This is a genomic window from Pinirhizobacter soli, from assembly GCF_015905305.1.
Lineage (GTDB): Bacteria > Pseudomonadota > Gammaproteobacteria > Xanthomonadales > Rhodanobacteraceae > Pinirhizobacter > Pinirhizobacter soli.
In genome coordinates this window covers 352,869-372,435 of record NZ_JADZLQ010000001.1, presented here as the reverse complement: position 1 = coordinate 372,435, position 19,567 = coordinate 352,869, and the positions used below count along the sequence as shown (strand labels likewise).

16 protein-coding genes and 1 pseudogene are annotated in these 19,567 nt (G+C 60.6%); 9 read left to right on the top strand and 8 right to left on the bottom strand.

The annotated features are described in order from the left end of the window. The first annotated feature begins 64 nt into the window (after window positions 1-64). Together NDK18_RS01290 and NDK18_RS01285 are read left to right on the top strand one after the other, a co-directional pair. Window positions 65-526 (top strand): hypothetical protein, encoded by a 462-nt coding sequence (locus NDK18_RS01290; RefSeq protein WP_250626871.1) that lies wholly within the window; start codon window positions 65-67, stop codon window positions 524-526. A 3-nt stretch (window positions 527-529) separates the two neighbouring features. Next, the gene (locus NDK18_RS01285; protein WP_250622870.1) at window positions 530-742 is read left to right on the top strand and encodes a helix-turn-helix transcriptional regulator; all 213 of its coding nucleotides are present in this window, start codon (window positions 530-532) and stop codon (window positions 740-742) included. A 37-nt stretch (window positions 743-779) separates the two neighbouring features. Here the strand turns inward: NDK18_RS01285 and NDK18_RS01280 are convergent, their stop codons facing one another. Next, on the bottom strand, window positions 780-1,754 hold the full coding sequence (locus NDK18_RS01280; RefSeq protein WP_250622871.1) for an alpha/beta fold hydrolase: 975 nt from the start codon (window positions 1,752-1,754) through the stop codon (window positions 780-782). After that, the gene (locus NDK18_RS01275) at window positions 1,751-2,566 is read right to left on the bottom strand and encodes an MBL fold metallo-hydrolase (protein WP_250626870.1); all 816 of its coding nucleotides are present in this window, start codon (window positions 2,564-2,566) and stop codon (window positions 1,751-1,753) included. The genes NDK18_RS01280 and NDK18_RS01275 overlap by 4 nt, the downstream gene beginning before the upstream one ends. Window positions 2,567-2,658: 92 nt before the next feature. Here NDK18_RS01275 and NDK18_RS01270 point away from each other — a divergent pair, with 92 nt between their 5' ends. After that, window positions 2,659-3,525, top strand: a complete 867-nt coding sequence (locus NDK18_RS01270) for a LysR substrate-binding domain-containing protein (protein WP_250626869.1) — start codon at window positions 2,659-2,661, stop codon at window positions 3,523-3,525. A gap of 44 nt (window positions 3,526-3,569) precedes the next feature. On the opposite strand, the gene katG is transcribed toward NDK18_RS01270, so the two are convergent. The 3 genes and pseudogenes from katG to xth all read right to left on the bottom strand — a co-directional run. After that, window positions 3,570-5,831, bottom strand: a complete 2,262-nt coding sequence (katG, locus tag NDK18_RS01265; RefSeq protein ID WP_250626868.1) for a catalase/peroxidase HPI — start codon at window positions 5,829-5,831, stop codon at window positions 3,570-3,572. A 196-nt stretch (window positions 5,832-6,027) separates the two neighbouring features. Next, window positions 6,028-9,039, bottom strand: coding sequence for a TonB-dependent receptor (locus tag NDK18_RS01260; RefSeq protein ID WP_250622875.1), 3,012 nt, complete (start codon window positions 9,037-9,039; stop codon window positions 6,028-6,030). A 485-nt stretch (window positions 9,040-9,524) separates the two neighbouring features. Further along, window positions 9,525-10,370: pseudogene (xth, locus tag NDK18_RS01255) on the bottom strand (exodeoxyribonuclease III); the annotation flags it as partial. Window positions 10,371-10,441: 71 nt separating this feature from the next. Here xth and NDK18_RS01250 point away from each other — a divergent pair. Then, window positions 10,442-10,825 carry a nuclear transport factor 2 family protein gene (locus tag NDK18_RS01250; protein ID WP_250626866.1) on the top strand — a complete coding sequence of 128 codons (384 nt, stop codon included), beginning with the start codon at window positions 10,442-10,444 and terminating at the stop codon, window positions 10,823-10,825. A gap of 110 nt (window positions 10,826-10,935) precedes the next feature. On the opposite strand, the gene NDK18_RS19385 is transcribed toward NDK18_RS01250, so the two are convergent. Further along, the gene (locus NDK18_RS19385) at window positions 10,936-11,469 is read right to left on the bottom strand and encodes a DUF2059 domain-containing protein (protein ID WP_250622878.1); all 534 of its coding nucleotides are present in this window, start codon (window positions 11,467-11,469) and stop codon (window positions 10,936-10,938) included. 73 nt (window positions 11,470-11,542) lie between these two features. Next, complete coding sequence (locus NDK18_RS01240) at window positions 11,543-12,160, bottom strand: glutathione S-transferase family protein (protein WP_250626865.1); 618 nt, start codon at window positions 12,158-12,160, stop codon at window positions 11,543-11,545. A 182-nt stretch (window positions 12,161-12,342) separates the two neighbouring features. Here NDK18_RS01240 and NDK18_RS01235 point away from each other — a divergent pair, with 182 nt between their 5' ends. The 4 genes from NDK18_RS01235 (at window position 12,343) to NDK18_RS01220 (ending at window position 17,396) form a co-directional block, all read left to right on the top strand. Next, window positions 12,343-12,819 carry an Lrp/AsnC family transcriptional regulator gene (locus NDK18_RS01235; RefSeq protein ID WP_250622880.1) on the top strand — a complete coding sequence of 159 codons (477 nt, stop codon included), beginning with the start codon at window positions 12,343-12,345 and terminating at the stop codon, window positions 12,817-12,819. A gap of 97 nt (window positions 12,820-12,916) precedes the next feature. Continuing rightward, window positions 12,917-13,975, top strand: a complete 1,059-nt coding sequence (locus tag NDK18_RS01230; RefSeq protein ID WP_250626864.1) for a pyridoxal-phosphate dependent enzyme — start codon at window positions 12,917-12,919, stop codon at window positions 13,973-13,975. 39 nt (window positions 13,976-14,014) lie between these two features. Further along, complete coding sequence (locus NDK18_RS01225; protein WP_250626863.1) at window positions 14,015-15,625, top strand: MFS transporter; 1,611 nt, start codon at window positions 14,015-14,017, stop codon at window positions 15,623-15,625. A 76-nt stretch (window positions 15,626-15,701) separates the two neighbouring features. Beyond that, window positions 15,702-17,396 carry a hypothetical protein gene (locus NDK18_RS01220; protein WP_250626862.1) on the top strand — a complete coding sequence of 565 codons (1,695 nt, stop codon included), beginning with the start codon at window positions 15,702-15,704 and terminating at the stop codon, window positions 17,394-17,396. Between the two features lie 42 nt (window positions 17,397-17,438). On the opposite strand, the gene NDK18_RS01215 is transcribed toward NDK18_RS01220, so the two are convergent. Next, window positions 17,439-18,434 (bottom strand): YncE family protein, encoded by a 996-nt coding sequence (locus NDK18_RS01215; protein WP_250626861.1) that lies wholly within the window; start codon window positions 18,432-18,434, stop codon window positions 17,439-17,441. A 296-nt stretch (window positions 18,435-18,730) separates the two neighbouring features. Between NDK18_RS01215 and NDK18_RS01210 the strand changes: the two genes are divergently transcribed. Next, window positions 18,731-19,561 carry a helix-turn-helix domain-containing protein gene (locus tag NDK18_RS01210; protein ID WP_250626860.1) on the top strand — a complete coding sequence of 277 codons (831 nt, stop codon included), beginning with the start codon at window positions 18,731-18,733 and terminating at the stop codon, window positions 19,559-19,561. Window positions 19,562-19,567 lie beyond the last annotated feature (6 nt).

The window sequence follows — 19,567 nt, the reverse complement described above, 5'->3', positions numbered from 1 at the left end:
TAGGTTGCAAAATGGAACCTATAGGTTATATTATCGCCCCGGGCCAGACAGCGGGGAGACTCAAGTGATCAATGAGAATTCAGACGAGCGGAGCGACAGGCTCGTTCGCCACGAGCGGCGCGGCCTGTGGCTGTCGCTGATGGTGATCGTGCTGCTTGGCGTAGTTGCCCTCGTGGCGGGCATGTCATCGGATCCCACCAAAATGCGGAATGCCGAGCGGCTGATGACCTTGATTCCCATGGTCATCATCTTCGGTGCGATCTGGGTCAACCGGCTTCAACACAGTGCGAAGCCAGCCCAGATCAAAGAACACAAGCGCGCGATGTTCAACGATGAGCTGCGGCTCGTCGCCTCCCAACATGCTTTCAGGGCAGGGTTCGTGACCATGCTTGGCGCACAGGCGTTGTTCTGCCTGCTGTCCTTTGTGATGACGCTTTCCTGGTCGGCGGGGTTGCTCGCCGCCTTGACCGTGGCCCTGGGAACCGTGGTCTTCCTGGGCGTGTTTCTCTTCTACGATCGGGCTTGATCCGTGGTCGAAGAGCGTCTTTCCAATAGTTTGAAAGTTCATCGGGCGGCGCTGAATCTCACCCAGGCCGATCTGGCGGAGCTCGTCGGTACCACCCGTAAGTCGATCAATGCGATCGAGGCCGGGCGCATGGTTCCGTCGACGTTCCTTGCGTTGAAGCTCGCCCGCGCCTTGAACCTGAAGGTGGAGTCGATATTCGCGCTAAGCGCTGTTTGACATAGCGTTCCCTTACGCCGTCGCAGGAGCTAAGTGTCTAGGGTGACCCGCACCCTGCCGCACAAGCGAGCTGAGGGTGTCGCCCCAGGAAGGTAGAGATGAGCCCGGCGATCTGGCTCGGCACCTGCAGCGAGGCAAAATGACCGGCATCGAGAATATGGATCTCCGCCTGCGGGGCATCGCGCAGGTATGCGAGGGCTCCAGGCGTGGTGAAGAAGTCATCGCGGCTGCCCCAGAGGACCAGGACGGGAATTTTCATGTTCCGCAACAGCGCCTGCCAGGCGGGATAGCGCTTGACGTTGTTGCCGTAGTCGAACCACAGGTCGTTGCGTGACTGGACCACGCCCGAGCGCTGCGCGGACTGGACCATAAGCAAGGTGGCATCAGCGCCGATATCCTCCTCATCCGTCCAGCCGTTGGCGCGGGGAGCTAATAAGCCCTGGGCGTATGCCGTCCGCTTTGCGTCGGTGGAGGCATCCCGATGCGCCCAGTGGCGGCGCAGCGGGCTGTTGGGATCTTGCGCGGCGGGAAAGCCATCCAGATGGATCACGCCGTTCTGCACCACGATGAAGCTGATCGCACCTGGATCGGCACTCATCAAACGAAAGCCTACCGGCACGCCATAATCCTGCATATACAGGCCGTAGCGTTCGATCCCGCGCAGCTTGAGGAAATGACGCACGGTATCGGCAACATGGTCGAAGGTGTAGGCCCATTGCCGGTGATCGGGTGCCTCGGAGTATCCGAAGGCCGGGTAGTCCATGGCGATGACGTGCAAATGCCTTTGTTGCACCAGTTCATCCATCAGTCGCGCGTACATGACCGATGACAATGGATAACCGTGAAGCAGAACGAGGGTCGGCGCGGATGGATCGCCACCCTCGCGATAGAACAGTTGAACGCCATCGACAGCCTGCCAGCCTTCGTGCAGCCCCTCGGAATGGCCGGTGAGCGGTACCGCGGCAAGCGCAAATCCCATGACCATGCCTAGCAGGTGATGAAGAACGTTCATGCGTATACCGCCGCAACCCGGCTCGCATCGTGGCCTACCGAGAACACGCGACGCTCGGCGATAACGCCAAGATTACGGCCATGCCACTCCACTTCGAAGGGCACCGGCTGTACTCCGGGAGCAAGACATTCTTCGATCTGGATATTGGCAATGGCATCGGCATCGCGGCAGGCGCGGACACGGTCGCCAAGCCTCTTCAGGTAGATCCGCGCATGGCTGAATGCACCGCCGCCAAGCACGCCGATGTGCCCCGGTACGATGCGGCCGCGGTGAAGGCGCTCGAGGTTGGCCAGCCCGTTATCGATAAGGCTTGGCGCGGATGAGCCGATGTAAGCGATGTTTCCCACCAGTGCGTCGCCGCAGAACACCAGGTCGCATCTGGGCACGTCAATCGCCGTAGCGCAAAATGTCTTGCCCGGATTGTGGAATAACCTGATGTCACGCGCCCCCCAAGTGAAATTGAGCTCCTGGGAATAGGTCGCCGTGGGCGCAACGTAGCTTGCATCGTCGTCCTGGGTCCGATGCCGCTGAGACAGATAGGTGTACAGGTAATCGCGATGAGCGAGGATCTGTGCGCCCGGGAACAGGCGAAGGCCCGCCATGTGATCGCTCATGTAGTGTGTCATGACGATCATCTTCACCGCGGCCAGAAGGTTACCTTCGATATACGCCTGCATCCACTGTGCATCTGCATCGCTTCCAAGCGCGTCGATCAGCAGCGCCTTGCCGCGGTGTACGAAAACCGTGGCCACCGATTCGTAGAAATCGCCATGGAAGATCCAGATGTCATCTTCGATTTGTTCAACTCGCATGTTCTGCTCCGGTCTATGCCGGGTTAGTATCCGCAAGAAGCCGAACACACTGAAGCGATCCTTCCTCACCCAATGATGAATATCATTCATCCATGAAACACGCCCTGCCACCGATGCATACGCTGCGCACGTTCGAGGCATTGGCGCGCCTGCGGAACTTCGCCCGCACGGCGGAGGAACTGCACCTGACTCCCAGCGCGATAAGCCATCAGATCAAGGCGCTAGAGGCGTTCTATTCGAGCCGGCTCTTCCTCCGGAGCCGGCGTGACGTTACGCCGACCCCCGCAGGCATGCGCCTGCTGGACGTGGTGGCCAGGTTCCTCGATGAGTTGTCCGATGTGGGCCGCCAGCTTCGTGTTCGCCATGCCGATCGCCTTTCGCTCACGGCTCCGCCGTCGCTTGCCAGCCGCTGGCTTCTGCCGCGGCTTGGCCAGTTCCTGGAAGCTCACCCGAGTGCGGATTTCAAGTTGCGCGCCACCTTCGAGCTGGTGGACCTGGATGCCGAGGACATCGATGCCGGTATCCGCTTCGGCTCAGGGCGCTGGCATGGCCTTCGAGCGCAGAAGCTCTTTGCCGAGGCCATCTTTCCCGTGGCATCGCCGCACTACGTAGAGAGCCTCGGCATCCGCCGCATTGCCGACCTGAAGCGCGGCGTGTTTCTACGCGACGATTTTCAATCCTGGGATGTCTGGTTTGCGCGTACGCGGACATCCGGTACTGTCGCGCAGTCCGGCCCGGTATTCGACGATTCGGCTTTGCTGTTGCAGGCTGCGGAAGCCGGGCAGGGTATTGCCCTTGCACGGGCGCCCCTGGTCACCGATGCCATTGCTGCAGGCAAGCTCGTTCGTATCGGCCGCGTGGCCCTGGCATCGCCAGGCGGTTACTACCTCGTGACGCCGATCCATCGCGCCGATTCGCCGATGGTCAAGGCGTTCCGACAATGGCTCGCCGGGCAATAAAAAGCCGCCCCGGCAAATCACCGGGGCGGCCTTGGTCAAACGCCTTATTTCTTCAGGTCAAACCGGTCCAGGTTCATCACCTTCGTCCACGCGGCGACGAAATCCTTGACGAATTTCTCCTGCGAATCGGCGGTGCCATAGACCTCCGACTGCGCACGCAGCACCGAATGCGAACCGAACACCAGGTCGATACGGCTGGCCGTCCACTTCTTCTTGCCGGTACCACGCTCGAAACCGTCAAACGATTCCCGCGCCGGCGAGGCTGGCTTCCATTCGGTACGCATGTCCAGCAAGTTACGGAAGAAGTCGTTGGTGAGCTTGCCCGGAGAATCGGTGAAGACACCCTGCGAGCCGCCATCGACATTGGCGCCGAGCACGCGAAGGCCGCCGATAAGCACCGTCAGCTCCGGCTGGGTCAACGTCAGCAATTGCGCCTTGTCGATCAGCAACGCTTCGGCTGGCACGCTGTACCTGGCCTTCAGGAAGTTCCGGAAGCCGTCGGCAACGGGCTCCAGCGGCTCGAAGGACTCGACATCGGTCTGTTCTTGGGACGCGTCGGTGCGGCCCGGGGCGAAGGGCACCTTTACCGCGTTGCCGGCATCTTTCGCTGCCTTCTCCACCGCCGCGCTACCAGCCAGCACGATCAGGTCGGCCAGGGAGATCTTCTTTCCGCCGGCATTGAACTCCGATCGAATGCTCTCCAGCTTATCGAGCACTTTCTTCAGCTGTGCCGGCTGGTTGACCTTCCAGTCCTTCTGCGGCGCCAGGCGGATGCGTGCACCATTGGCGCCGCCACGCTTGTCCGAGCCACGGAACGTCGATGCGGACGCCCAGGCCGTGGACACCAGTTCCGCCACGCTCAAGCCCGAGGCCAGCACCTTCGCCTTGATCGCTTCCACGTCGCTTTCAGTGACTAGCGGATGGTCGACCTTGGGCACCGGGTCCTGCCAGATCAGTTGTTCCTTGGGTACTTCCGGGCCCAGGTAACGTTCGATGGGCCCCATGTCGCGATGGGTCAGCTTGAACCATGCCCGGGCAAACGCATCGGCGAACTGGTCGGGGTGCTCGAGGAAACGACGCGAGATTTTCTCGTAGGCCGGATCAAGACGCAGCGACAGGTCGGTGGTCAGCATCTTGGGGGCGTGGCGCTTGGACTTGTCGTGGGCGTCTGGAATCACGTCGCCGGCGCCCTTGGCCACCCACTGGTTCGCACCGGCTGGGCTCTTGGTCAACTCCCATTCGAAACCGAAGAGGTTCTCGAAGAAGTGGTTGCTCCACTTGGTGGGGGTCTGGGTCCAGGTCACTTCCAGGCCGCTGGTGATGGTGTCGCCGCCACGGCCGGAGGCGAAGCTGTTCTTCCAGCCAAAGCCCTGGTCTTCCAGCTCGCCGGTTTCCGGCTCTCCGCCGACGTGTTTCGCGTCGGCGGCACCATGGGTTTTGCCGAACGTGTGGCCACCGGCGATAAGGGCGACGGTCTCTTCATCATTCATCGCCATGCGGCCGAAGGTCGTGCGGATGTCGTGCGCCGCGGCGATCGGGTCGGGGTTGCCTTCCGGGCCTTCCGGATTGACGTAGATCAAACCCATCTGCACGGCACCAAGCGGGTTCTCGAGGTTGCGCCCGTGCTCGGTGCGGTCCTCTTCGTTGCCATGTTTCTCCGCTTCTGCGGTGATTACGCCACTTTCGTGGTCGCCGGCGTCGGCCTTCTTGTTCTTGCCGTAGCGATGATCGCCACCGAGCCATTCGGTTTCGGTGCCCCAGAAAACATCCAGGTCCGGTTCCCACGTGTCCTCGCGGCCGCCGGCATAGCCGAACGTCTTGAAGCCCATCGATTCCAGGGCGACGTTGCCGGCCAGGATGTAGAGGTCCGCCCAGGAGATGTTGCGGCCGTATTTCTGCTTGATCGGCCAAAGCAGGCGGCGCGCCTTGTCCAGGCTCACGTTATCGGGCCAGCTGTTCAGCGGCGCAAAGCGTTGTTGACCGCGACCGCCGCCACCGCGGCCATCGGCGATGCGGTAGGTGCCGGCACTGTGCCAGGCCATGCGGATGAACAAGCCGCCATAGTGGCCGAAGTCGGCGGGCCACCAGTCCTGGGAGTCGGTCATCAGGGCGTTGAGGTCTTTCTTGACGGCAGCAAGATCGAGCTTCTTGAACGCTTCTGCATAGTTGAAGTCTGGATCCGGATTGGACCTGGACGAATGCTGGTTGAGCAGGTCAACGCGTAGCTGTTTGGGCCACCAATCCCGGTTGGTCGTGCCGCCACCGGCGGTGTGGTTGAAAGGGCATTTGGCTTCGGTCGTCGACATTCGCGTTCTCTCCTTGGGGTGGGCTGGCCGGAGACGAACAGGAGCAGTCGCCGGCGGGGCGTGTGGACACGTAGCCCGTCGATCATACGGCGACCGCGGAGATTGCAAAAATTGATTGAAGTTATGGTTACGAAAGGCGGTAGCTATCGGCCTCGGGAATATTGCGACGCAGCATTCCCGAGGCCGTAGCACCCCGTCAGTAGTCGTAACTCACGCCGAACTGCACATAGCGTGGCTGCTGGCGAACCAGCGCCAGTCCGTATTTCGGATCGGCGGTATAGGGTGCCGTGACCGAGTATGGGTAGATGTTGGTCTCGGTCTGCCCATTGTTTACGTTGTAGATGTTGGCGGTGAATGCCAGCTTGCCCGCGCCGAACGTCGGTCGCCACGTGGCGCCGAGGTCGAGCTGGCGTACCCACGGAAGCCGGCCATGGCTGCCGGGAGGCGAAGGCTGGCCATCGCACCAGTGATAGGACGGCGCATAACCTACGGGATCGGTCTGGTCGGGGCCGTAGTAGCCAAGGCAGGTCTTGGGCGCGCCGGACACCAGGCTCAGGTTCGCCGACACGATCCACTCGGGGGTCAGCTGGTAGTACCCGAACAGTTTGAACTGGTGTTTGTGGTCATTGCTCTGCGGGCCGTTGGTGTTATCCATGATGGCGCCGTTGTCCCAGTCTTCGCTGGTGGACGCCGCCGTCTGCTGCAGGTCCGAGCGCAGCTGGCCTTCAGTGTTGCCATAGCTGCGCGAGAAGACATAGTCCACCTTCGCATACCAGGTGCCGTCGAACGGATGCTCCAGGAAGGTCTCCAGGCCGTAGTACTTGCGCTTGAGAGCATCGAAGCCCAGTTCCTTGTTGCTCAGGCTTACATTGTGGTAATTCCCTGCCGAGTCGACCAGGTTGAAGGTATTGGCCGTACCGGGATTGAACAGCCAGCAACTCACCGGATTGCTGTCGCTGGTAACGTCGTAGCCCAGCGACTGCGCCTTGCCCAGCACGGTATCCAGGTCGCAGTAGTCGTCGATCGCATCGCGAAGAATCCGGCGCGTCACCTTGGCGCCATAGGTCCAGCTATCTCCCGCGGTCTTGGTGAAACCGAGCAGGAATTCGTCCTGGTTCTCGGACTTCAGGTTCCGCGCCGTCACCGTTTTCGGGTCGGGCAGGATGCCGAAAGCATTGTTCGCCGAGACCGGGACGGACATCTGGGACAGCCCTGTGGGCGTGCCATCGGCAGCAACCCCGCTATAGGTGTAGTACTGCGACGTGCTGACATAAGCGCCTGCGGCATTCAGCGCGGGGTTCAGCGGCAAGCCGAGGTAATAGCGGCCGGCATTAGCGTAAATCTTGAAGCTCGAATCGCCATTGACATCCCAGCTGGCGCCAAGCCGCGGTGCGAGCTGTGGCTTGGTCTGGGTGATATAGGCCTGCCCATTGGCGTTGTAGTCGGTGAACTGGTCATTGCGCAAACCGATCTTCACCAGCCACCGGTCGCTGACCTGCCAACTATCCTCGATGTATTGTGCGCGTTGCGCCGAACGCACGCTCGCTAGCGAGTTGGCCACATGCTTGACCACATAGTAGCCATCGGCTCCGTTCGGGTAGGCCGAGGTGGCGCCCACGCCAAGACCGGACGACAACGGCACATCGGGCGTGTCGGTCTGGCCGTAGGTCCAGTAGTAGCCGGGGCCTGAGGTTTGCGAGCCCTGCGCCAGGGCGCGTGCGTTCTGGTTATCGATACCGGCGGAGATCGTGTGGTCGCCGATCTTGTAGGTCAGGTCGATGCGCAGGTTGTTGGTGTGGTTGGCGCGGTCCGGACTGTAGAGCGTTTGCACGGTCTGCGGGCTGGTGATGGCGCTGCCGCCATTGAGGGCCGGGTTTTCCGAGGACGTGCCGTTGACGTAGGTGAGATCCTGGTTATAGCTGCCCGGCGAGTCGTAATTGCGCGTCTTCATCTTGCCGTACAGCGCGGTCAGGGTGAGGTCGTCGGTGATGTAACTGGTGAACTTGGCAGTGTAAAGGTCGCCACCGGTCTTGGTGCTGTCCGTGGCGCCGATGTAAGCACCGCGCGTGCGGTTGACGTAGTCATAGTCGTAGATCGACCCGTTCGCACTGCGCTTGTTGGAAGCGCCGGTGACCTCGAGGATATTGCTGTCGGTAATATTCCAGTCGAGTTTGCCGTACCACTTGGGCTGCTCGTAGGTGTAGCGCGTTTCCGGGCTGGTGTTCTCCACCGAATTGACCGTGGTGGCGTTGCTTCGCTGCGCCTCGACGGCGGCGAAGAAGAACAGCTTGTCCTTGATGATGGGGCCGCCCACATAGGCATCGACGGTGGTGACCCAGGTCTTGTTCTTGCTGTTGGGATCATAAAGATTGCCGGCCACCGGGCTCGCCGGAAGGCCCTGGGTGTAGTAGGTATTCTTGGCATCCGCCGCCGCCCAGGCGGGCTGCCAGAGCACCTGTGCACCGAAGTGCCAATCGTTGGTCCCGCGCTTGCCCACCTGGTTGATGACGCCGCCATCGGAGCGGCCGTACTGGGCGCTGTAGCCACCGGTATAGATTTCCTGCTGGTCGATCGCGCCATAGGGCAGGGTGATGCCACCGAAGCCGCGCAATGGATCGGTGGTGTTGAATCCATTGAGGTAATAGGCGTTCTCGCTGGCTGACGAACCGCCGAAGCTGGTGAGCTGCTGTCCGGTGGGGCCGGTGAAGTTGCCGCCGTTCGTCACCACGCCGGGAGCCAGCAGCGCGATCGCTTCGGCATTGCGCGCCAATGGCATTTTCGTCAGCTGGTCGGCGGTGATCACGGTACGGGAATCAACGCTGGTCACATCGATCAGCGGCGTCACCGCTGCCGACACGCTGACCGCGCTTAAGGTCGTGGCATCGGATTGGGCAAAAGAGACTTCAGTGTTCGCACCCACCACCAGCGAGATGTTTTTTCGGGTATCGACCGTTGCGCCGCCCTGGCGCAGGCTTACCGTGTAGGTGCCCAAGGGCAACTGGCCGGCCGAATACCGGCCCTTGGCATCCACCGGCACTTCGCGGCTGATGCCGGTACTGCCTTCGATAAGAACGGTTTCGCCACTGACGATGGGCGCCTGGCCAAAAAGGCTGCCAGTCGTGGACTGGGCGAACGAAACGGTGCCAAACAGTGCCAGGCCAAGGGCGGCGCTGAGCGCCGTGGTGCGAACTATATATTTTTTAGTCATGACTCTACCGAGAGCGACATTTGTCGCACGCTGATGGGTCCAGGCGACTGCCTGGGGCGATTTGGTTTGGCCACGTGGTGGCCTCGATGCAAAGCGCGTCCTTCCCTGGCGACGTACACCCAAGCCGCAACTGGCCATCCCGGCCGCGTGGGACCAGGGCTAATCAGGCGTTGTGGTGATGCCGTGCTACGCGCAGATGCTGTTTTGTTACCAGGGGACGCCTGGTATCAGAGCCTTTGCTTCGGACAGCAGGTACAGACGTCACTACATCGGATACCGGGACGCGATACGCCAACAGCGAGTGATGGGTTGTAGCTGAACGCGTTCACTGGAAAATATCCCCGTGCGGTACAGGAAAATGGTGCACAAAATCGGCCTGCAGGTCATTTGTTGCACCGCAGCGAACGTTTGTCAACAGTTTTCTTACGAAATTTGCCAAATTGCCAAAAGTTGCCATCTAGACGCCTGGACGGCCAAACGGCTCAGGGCCTCGCCTTATTCTTCGAGGCGGATTTCTTGGCGATCACCTTTTTGGTCGCTCGCGGTAGCGTAGGCGCCTTTATCTCAAGGTCTATCCAGGCAGGTGCGTGGTCGCTTGCGTGGGGAAGTCCCCGCACCCATGTGTCCACGCCGGCTTCGCGCAACTTCGACTTCAGCCCGGGGCCCAGCAACAGATGATCGATGCGCAGCCCGGAATTGGTTTCCCAGTGTCGGCGGAAGTAGTCCCAGAATGTATAGACACGCTCGTCGCCGAATAACTCGCGCAACGCATCTACCCAGCCTTGCGAAAGCAGGCGTTGATAGGCCTGGCGGCTTTCCGGCTGCAACAACGCGTCCTTCAGCCAAGAGCGGGTGTTGTAGATGTCTTCGTCGGTGGGTATCACGTTGTAGTCGCCAGCCAGCACCACGGGGTGGCCGCTGGCGTGCAATTTCTTCGCATGACGGATCAACCGTTCGAACCAGGCCAGCTTGTAGTCGAACTTTGAGCCTGGCTGCGGATTGCCGTTGGGCAGGTAAAGGCAGCCTATGATCACACCGTGGACGGCCGCTTCGAGGTAGCGGCTTTGCGTGTCCCTGGCGTCGCCGGGAAGCCCACGCCGGCTTTCCACCGGATCGGCGCCGCGGGCCAGGATGGCCACGCCGTTCCAGGAGGTCTGGCCCTGCCAGATCGCCCCGTAACCGGCGTTGTTGATCTCTGCCAGGGGAAATAACGCATCTGCCGCCTTCAATTCCTGTAGGCAGGCAATATCCGGCTTCTCATGTTCAAGCCACTGCAGCAGGATGGGCAGGCGGGGGCGTATACCATTGATATTGAACGTGGCGATTTTCATGGCGCATCATGCTAACGCCGTGCCTGGTGGAGGCTGGGTGAGCATCCATTGGCGACAACTGGAGAACAATGATGGACGAGCAAGGCATCCGGGCCGTCATCGACAAGCACTGGGCGGCATCCGCTGCAGGCGACCAGGCCGCCGAGCACGAGATCTACCACGATGATGCGGTGTGCGAGTACCCCCAATCAGGCGAGGTCATTCGCGGGCGGGCGAACCTTCAGGCGCTTCGCAGCCATCACCCCGGTAAACCGGCGGGATTCGTGGTTCGCCGTATCGTTGGAGAGGGAAACCTCTGGGTAACGGAGTACGTGATTGCCTATGGGGACAAGCGCGCCTTCACGGTAAGCATCATGGAGTTCCGCGACGGGAAGGTGTCGCATGAGACACAGTACTTCGCCGATCCCTTCGATGCTCCGGCCTGGCGCGCCCAGTGGGTTGAGAAAGAGGCGTAAAGGTTGGCGGCTACCGCTTCGCATAGGGCCGCCGCCGCTGCCGCGCGCCAGGTTCTCAGGCCGGCCAGACCCTTGCCATTGCGGATAGCCAAGGCTCAGGTCGAAATGGCTCATGGGCTAGCCGGCTTCGGATGCGCTTGGTGATACGCCTGAAGTTCCTGCCCCATTTCGGCGCTTATATCGCGTATTTGAGGCAGCATCGCCTGGATTTTTGCCTGGGATATTGCCATCGTTTGATTCATGAGTGCGGGCATTTTTTGTATGACCGCCTGGCCCGACGGCGTCCGGTAGAACGCCAGCATGTCGTTTATTTCATTTTGCGAGAAAGTCTTCTTATAGAGGTCGATCATCATGGGTTGCATTTTTTCCCAGGACATTTGCTGCCTCATGACATCGGTCAACTTTCCCACGGCACGAGCGGCGATTTTCTTTTCTTGAGGATCCAGAGGTGCGCCTCCATTGGCCTGTTGCACGGACTTCAACATCAAGCCGTTGGTCTGATCAATGATCCCATCGACGAGCTTCTGCGCGTGCGTGACGTCCATAAGTTCGTGGATGGAGGCCTCACTGGGCGGCGCATCTGCACCCCACGCCGGCGAGATCAGGAAGCCAAGCAACAACAATATCGAAAGACGACTCTTCACAAACGTTCCCCCATTGGTGTCGAAAACCAGGGAAATGATAAGTGAGAAAGGGCCGCCCGTGTGGTGGCCAAGGTCAGTCGTATGTGTCACCCGATAGTGGTGTGGCACGCATCGAAGCCCGCTTCTCGAACTCTCCGAACCACGCTGCAAGCCGGGGATGGTCGTTGCCGAACACCGGTAGTTCCCGGAATGCGATCCAGCTGAGCGCCGTCGCCAGGGCAATATGACCTACGTGCGTTGGCGAGGCCGTATCCAGCTCGCCTTCGAGCCAGTCATAGCTGGTAGTTAGTTTCTGGGTATAGCCCTCGCACAAAATTCCGTATCGAAGCGCTTCGGGCCTTCGCGTCGTCTCCCAGCGGATGGCAACGCCGGCATCGGCAAGGCCCTGGGCAACGGCTTGAACGCGCAGGGCCTGCCACCTTGCCTCGCCGTCGGTGGGGATCAACTTGCGTCCGTCATGCAGGGTATCCAGGTAGGCACAGATCACATCGGAATCGAAGATCGACGTCTGTCCAGGTCGAACAAGGGCGGGAACCTTGCCAAGCGGGTTCTGGGCAAAGACAACCTCGTTGCGGCGCAAGGGGCTGGTTTCGTGATGGAGCACGTCCATCTGGTCCGCGATACCCGCTTCATGGGCAAAGACAAGGACCTTCCGCGCGTAAGGCGAATGAGTCTGGTAGAGGAGTTTCATCATCGTCATCGGTGATTGATGGAATCGGACCTTTGATTCGGTTGGAAGATCAAGCTGTCGCACGGGCGAAATCCCGGATTTGGCGCTAGCATCCTACGGGCGTGCCTGGGCATATTCGTGGCAATATGGGTAGTCTCAACGCTTATTTTCTGCGTTCGAAGTGACTATAAAGGCCTATAGGCATGGAACTGGACAGATTCGATCGTCAGCTTCTTAACCTTGTTCAAGAGGACTCGGGGGTAACGGCCGAGCGCTTGGCCGAACAAGTTGCCCTTTCGCCCTCGGCCGTCCAGCGCCGTCTTCGCCGCATGCGCGAGCAGGGCGTGATCGTGAAGGTTGCGGCCATTGTCGATCCGAAGAAAATCGGCAAACCGACCTTTTTTATCGTGTCGCTTCAGGTTGAGCGCGAACGGCCTGAGCTGCTCTCGCAGCTTCGCCACTGGATGGCGGCGCAGGCGCATATACAGCAGGTCTTTTATGTAACGGGCGAGGCGGACTTCATCCTGATCATTACCGCGCCGGATACGGAAGTCTACGACGAGCTTATGTCGCGCCTGGTTGGTGAAAACCCGAACGTAAAGCGCTTCACCACCAACGTTGCCCTGGGTATCGTCAAACGCGGGCTGACGATACCCATTCCGCTCGACATCGACGACTAGGGGTTGTTAGTCCCGGGGAAGCCGAATTCGCGTTTTTTCCGCACAAAGCGCGGCCATATTGCGGCCAAGTTTCGCCGTGCCGCGGCAAACTTATGGCATGAACGAATCCCTCCTGCATGACCTCATGGCGGCTTCCACCCTTTTGTGGGGTAGCTACCAGCCCACCCGATTGATCGAGCTACCGGCTCTGGCGCAACGCGCTGGGGTAGGGCGTGTCCTGGTCAAGGTGGAAGGCGGGCGTCCCTTTGGCAACTTCAAGGTGCTAGGCGGCATGACTGCCAGCTTATGCGCGCTTGCGCGTGCTGCCGGGGCGTCCATCGAGGAGTTGCTGTCGGGTCAAACACCACACAAATCGTTGCCCCGGCTGATTTGCGCCAGCGACGGCAATCATGGCCTGGCGGTGGCGGCAGCCGCCAGGCGTGCAGGTGCGAGCGCGTCGGTCTACCTTCCGAAGAGTGCAAGTCGAGTCAGGGCCGAAAGGATCCAAGCCCGGGATGCCGAAGTCGTCTGGATTGACGGAACTTACGACGACGCGGTGGATGAAGCCGCGGGCGCAGCGTCGCGTGGCGAGGGCCTGCTCATCTCCGACACGAGCGCCGATCCGGACGATCTTATCGTCCACGATGTCATGGCGGGATACGCCTTGCTCACCACGGAGCTTGTCGCGCAATGCCAGGAAATACTCGCAGGCTATCCGACGCATCTGTTTGTCCAGGCGGGTGTAGGCGGGCTGGCGGCAGCCATGGCGGACGGCCTGTGCGACTACCTGGAAAGCCCGGGGCGGCTTATCGTCGTGGAGCCCGCCTCCGCCGCGTGCGTGGGCCACGCCCTGGCCATGGGGCAACCCGAGCGGCTGGCGGGCGATCTACATACATGCGCGGAAATGCTGGCGTGCGGGCTCGCATCAGCCTCGGCGGTGCCAATCCTGCTCAAACACCAAGCGCGTTCGGTCGAGGTAAGCGAGGAGCAACTGCAGGGCGCGGTGGATACATTGCGTGATGCGGGCGGTCCCGCCACGACGCCTTCCGGTGCGGCTGGACTTGCCGGATTTTTGCATGTCGCGATGGAGCCTAAGCTTCGCCTGGCGCATGGGCTTGATGCGAATAGCGTGGTGTTGCTGGTTGCTACCGAAGCCTCCCCGGAGCTTCGTCTTTAGTCTGCTAAGCTGGGTCTCTTTCTGACGCAGACAGGGGTCATGCGTTCAAAAGACCTCACATTCCATCATCCGGTAGCCTTCTGGCTCGGTTGCACCGCGGTGATCGCGGGTGTGCTTGCGCACCTGCCGATGTTCACCATGGCCGCGCCCATGCACTACCACCTGGCCGGGATGCCGATGGACAACGCGATGCTCGTAGGCATGGCGCTTGTGCCGCTGGGTGTACTGCTGGCCGCCTATGGACTGATGCCGCGGATCGAGCAGATGCGCCGTACGTTGCACGCCGGGCGCAGTCCGTTGCCCTTCGACGTCGCCGACAGTGTTCCGCTTAACCGCGAGCACTGGAAGCTGGTGACCGTGCTCACCATCGCGCTCGCCGTGGATGTGATGAAACCGGCCACGATCGGGTTCGTGATGCCGGGGATGGCGGGCGAATATGGGATCAGTGCTTCGACCGCCGGGCTGCTGGCTTTATTCGCACTCACAGGTACAGCGGTCGGCTCGATCGTGTGGGGAAGACTGGGCGACCTGTTCGGTCGCCGCGCCACCATCCTGCTGTCTGCGCTGATGTTCATGGGCACGTCGATCTGTGGCGCCATGCCAGCCTTTGGCTGGAACCTGGTGATGTGCTTCATGATGGGTGCGGCCGCCGGCGGTATGTTGCCCATCACGTTCACGCTGATGGCCGAGACCATTCCCACGGCACATCGCGGCTGGTTGCTGGTGGCGCTCGGTGGCGTGGGCACATCGGCCGGTTACCTGCTGGCATCGGGTGCGGCGACACTGTTCGAGCCGACCTACACCTGGCGGGCGCTGTGGCTGCTCAATCTTCCCACCGGTGCGCTGATCGTCCTGCTCAATCGCTATATTCCCGAATCGCCGCGCTTTCTTGCCCTGGCGGGACTGGAGGACCAGGCACGCGCGGTACTACGGCGATTCTCCGGTGGCGCCGTGGTGGATGTGCCTGACGTGGCACACATCGGCGACTCCGCGCCGGCCGATGTTCAGCCTGAGAAAACCGGCCTGCGCCGGCTTCTGCGCGGCCGTCACGCACGCATTACGCTGGGCTTGGCGACCTGCGCACTAGCCTGGGGACTGGTGAACTTCGGGTTTCTGCTGTGGTTGCCCGCGAACCTGGTGAAGCTGGGTATCGATGCACACGGCAGCAGTGCCTTGCTGGCACGCTCAGCGATCCTGGCGCTGCCGGGCATCGCTATCGTCGTATGGTTCTACCAACGCTGGAGCAGCATCCGCACGCTGGTGCTTTTCATCGGCATCACGGCGCTGTCGCTGCTGTTCTTCTTTTTGATCGACCTTGCCGACGTGCGCGTTTCCGCAGTCACCACCATCGGCACCGTAGCGTTGCTGTTGAGCATCAGCGGCGTGATTGCCACGCTAATTCCTTACGCAGCGGAAATTTATCCGGTGCATCTGCGCAGCACCGGCGCCGGGCTGATCGCGGGTTGCTCGAAGTTCGGCGGCATCCTTGGCGCCGGGTTGGGCGTGGCCGGCATGTTCGAGCACTTCATGTTGTCGGCAATAATTATTGCCGTGCCCATGGCCGTGGCCGGCTGGATGCTCGCGCGCAGCGGCATCGAGACGCGCGGACATGGGCTGGAGGCCATCCAGGATGTGCTGACTACTGAATGATTCAGGGTTCATCACAGGCTACTTCGCTGCGAGGCATGGCAGTGCACTAGACTCATGCTTCGATCAGGGGAAAAACGTGTCCGAATCCATGCCGCAATTCTTTGCGCTGGCACCGCTGTACGATCATCTTGTAACGCGCCAGGTCGATATCAAATCCCTGGGTGATGACGGCACGCTTGGTGATGCCACGGTGCCCACCATCTTTACGGCTATCGACGTCGAACTTTGGGCGCGACGATTTCTTGGCGACATGGACCGCTTCCTGGCCCCTTCCGCGTCGGCCAGGATCAAAGGCCTGCTGGGTTTGAGCGCGGTGCTTGCCCATGTGATCGACAGCAAGCGCAACATCGCATCGGGTATTGCTGATCAGCTGCAGGGCGTTTTCGACTATTCGGTGGACGAGACGGACCCCGATCCCCTCTACCAGAAAGGTCTACAGGACGCGCGCAATACGCTTGCGCAACTACTCAATGGCAGCCTGATCAAGGCCTACGACATCCCGGTCATAGGCCAATACGCAACGGCTGCCGATCCGGTACCTGTGCCATTTCGCATCCATCCGCTTCCGCCCACCATCGTCGACCAAGCAATATTACCCACCTTCGATTCGACGGATGTGCTGCAACAGCTTTCCCTGTGGAGTTACAAGCTTACTTTTGCACACGAGTGTGCGCACCAAGACATGGTGCGAATTACAACGCAGTTCAACCGGTCGAGCCGGGTCTCCCAGCAAAGCCCCTCGCAGATCGGTGTCGACCTGTTCAACACGTTGGCTCAATACATGGCGGTCGCCGACAAGCTGTGGATGTTGCTGGACAAAGCCTCGCCCGTGAATGCAGTCAAGACTTTCGCCGATCTTGTGGCGACGATCGCCAATCATTGGACCATTCGCCTTTCGCATAGCGAGAGCGGCCATAGGCCGGACGGCAGCTTCGCTGCACAGGCAAGCCGGACCTTTGGTTTTCGGGTTACTTATTCGGAGAATGGCAAGCTCATCGAAAGCGTGTCGCTGACTCGGGACCCGTCGCAACCTGGGTCAGGAGACACGTGGCCCGCGGTGGAGGTGATGCTTCCGGACGGGGTTAGCGTGCCTCTCATAGCGCAACCATCGGATGCGCCGAGTCATACCATAGGCTACCTGCCGAAGAACGGTACGGAAGCACCGGCATTCGCTCGACAAACCCTTCAATTGACATGGCATGGCCTGGAGGTAGCGGCGTTCCAGAACGCCCGCGCCTGCTTGTCCATCGTGCGCAACGAAGATCTTCTTCATGATCCGTCGCACCCTGAAAATACCAAGCTGCGCACGAATCCCGTGTTTCTGCTCAAAGCCGGGGAGGTGGTGGGGAACAGCATTGTTCCGCTGATCGAGCGATACCACCAGCAGGAAATAAAGGGTGCCACTCTGCTGGCGGCACTGGACGACGCTATCCAGACACTGTTTCCACCGGACAGGCTCGTTGCCAATACGCGGGCGACGTGGCAATTGGACTACTCGTACGAGCTGGCCCGGAGCGATACTCCGCTCGGCGACTATTCGCCTATCCGGGCTCGGGTCCCTGTCACGCTCTATCCCGATGGACCATTGGCCGGGGCCGCCCAGGTGCTGGCCAAGGCGGGCGAGGGGTGGATAGACAACTTTCAGCCTGCGTTTGACGGGGGAAGCTGGATACTGAGCGTCACTCTACATTCCGCGCTTGAATCGGCAGAGCGGCCTTTGTTTACTGCAGAATTGTTCTATCCGATCAAGAAAGACGACGCAGCGTCGTAGAACAAGCTCCTGTGAAATCGCATGGCCGCGGAAGTCATGCTGTCATTTTCCCGCGCCTGGGCTGCTGGACACCGTGAGAATCCGGAAGCTGCCATCCACCATGGTTGGCCGCTTGCCCTCCGGCGCGGGCGAAAGCTCCGCCGCGGACAGGAAAACCCTGCCGTTCCTTTCATCCAACGCAAGCGTGCGGGCGCTACGCTGGGTGGGCACGGTTGCCGTTACACGATAGTGATCCGCGCCGTCGCCCTCGATGACGGTCAACGTGCCACTTTGCCCATTGGAGCTGTAGACGCGCCCCGTGCGCGAATCGAAGCCCGCCGCGTCCGCGCCCTTGCCGATCGGCAGCGTGGCCACCTGCCTGCCGCTGGCGGCATCGGTGATGACGACCACCTCGTTCTCGCAGACGGAAAACAGCCGATGCCGGATACTATCGATGGCCAGGCCGCTGGGCGCCTTGCAGCCTGCCAGGTCGAACGTGCCATCCACCTTGCCGCTGCGTGTGTCGATGCGCGTCAGGGCGTTGCGATCCTCGAGATTGACGAATACGTGTCCGATGCCGTCAGACACCGCGAATTCCGGCGCGCCGGGGAGTTCGATCGAACCGATCTGCCTGGCCTGGGTGGGATCAATCACACTCGCATCATGGCTGTCGCCATTGAAGGCAAGCACGTGCCCACTCGCCTTGTCGAAAAGGATGGCGTCCGGCTTCTTGCCGCTAAGTGAAATTACCGACACTGTCTTGAAGGTGGTCATGTCGAAGACGAGTACTTTGTCGGTCTTGCCATCGCTGACGAAGCCTCGTTGCTGTAGTGGCACCAGCGCTACGCCGTGTGCGCCCTTCAGGCCCTCGATCCGGGCAACGGCTCCTGCTGCGTCGACGTCCACCACGTCAATGTGATCCCCGCGGGTGACGAACAGGCGACGGCTCGCTTCGTCGAACGCCAGGTAGTCCCAACCGCCGGGTTCGGGCAGCGAGACCAGTGGGGTCGTGGTGAAACCGGCCGTTGCAAGTGCTGTAGCGAGAATGAGCGAGATCACATGGCCGCCGTGGTTGACAAAGGTCCGCCTACGATGCACTTCCAGCCTTTCCGATTCCTTAAGACGGCCGAAATACACTTTTGAGTCAAGAAGTCTACCCTGAGGGAGGCATCGGAACTCTCTCCATGTGCGTACCGTTGAAGTAGGGACGCAACTCAATCCAGGGATGCCCCACCCAATCTGGTTGAGAGAGAGCTATGTACGAAGGTGCATTCGGCGAGAGGCTCGGACGATCGTTTCAGATATCCAATCCACCCACACTTGTAAGCCATACAAAGCGGGGAAGCCGGCTTGCCGTGACGGAACTGCGTATCGACAAGGGCGGCTACGGCATGACATCGCCGATAGGGAGCAACGATGCCTATCTGATTTGCCTGAACCTCAAGAAGCAGGCGACGCACGAGTTGTGGTGTGATGGCCGGCCTGTATGTTCAACGGCCTATGAGGAAGGCACGACGTATCTGCTGGATTTGCGTAGGGACCCCATCACCTATATCAGCGAGCCACTGCATTCGTTGTACTTCTATATACCGCGGCGCGCGATCGACGAGGCGAACGAGGAGATCTGCCGCTCGAATGTCACCGACATCGCGTTGGAGCCGGGCGAATGCGTCAAAGACCCGATCATCATGAGCATCGGTCAAACGCTGTTGCCGATCTTCCGCAACCCGTCGGCTTTGCACCAGCCCCTCGTGGGTCATCTTCTTCAGGGCCTCTGCGCTTACCTGGCCCTGAATTTCGGAGGGCCTTCGACCACGAACGACATCATCAAAGGCACGCTTGCTCCATGGCAACAACAACGCGTTACGCAGATGATGCGTGAGCGGCTGTTTGAGGGTATATCGATAAACGAGCTTGCCCACGCGTGCGGTTTGTCCACCGGGACATTGGTGAGAGGGTTCAAGAAGAGTACCGGTGTATCGCCGCACCAGTGGCTACTTTATCGCCGTGTCGATCGGGCGATCGAACTCATGTCCGAACCCGATACGTCCCTGGCGCAAATTGCCTTTAGCTCGGGCTTTTCCGATCAAAGTCATTTCAGCCGCGTCTTCGCGCAAAAAATGGGCGTGACGCCTGGCGCGTGGCGCAAGTCCCAGGCATCGGTCAGGAAAACGGTAGTTGCCTAGCTGCTG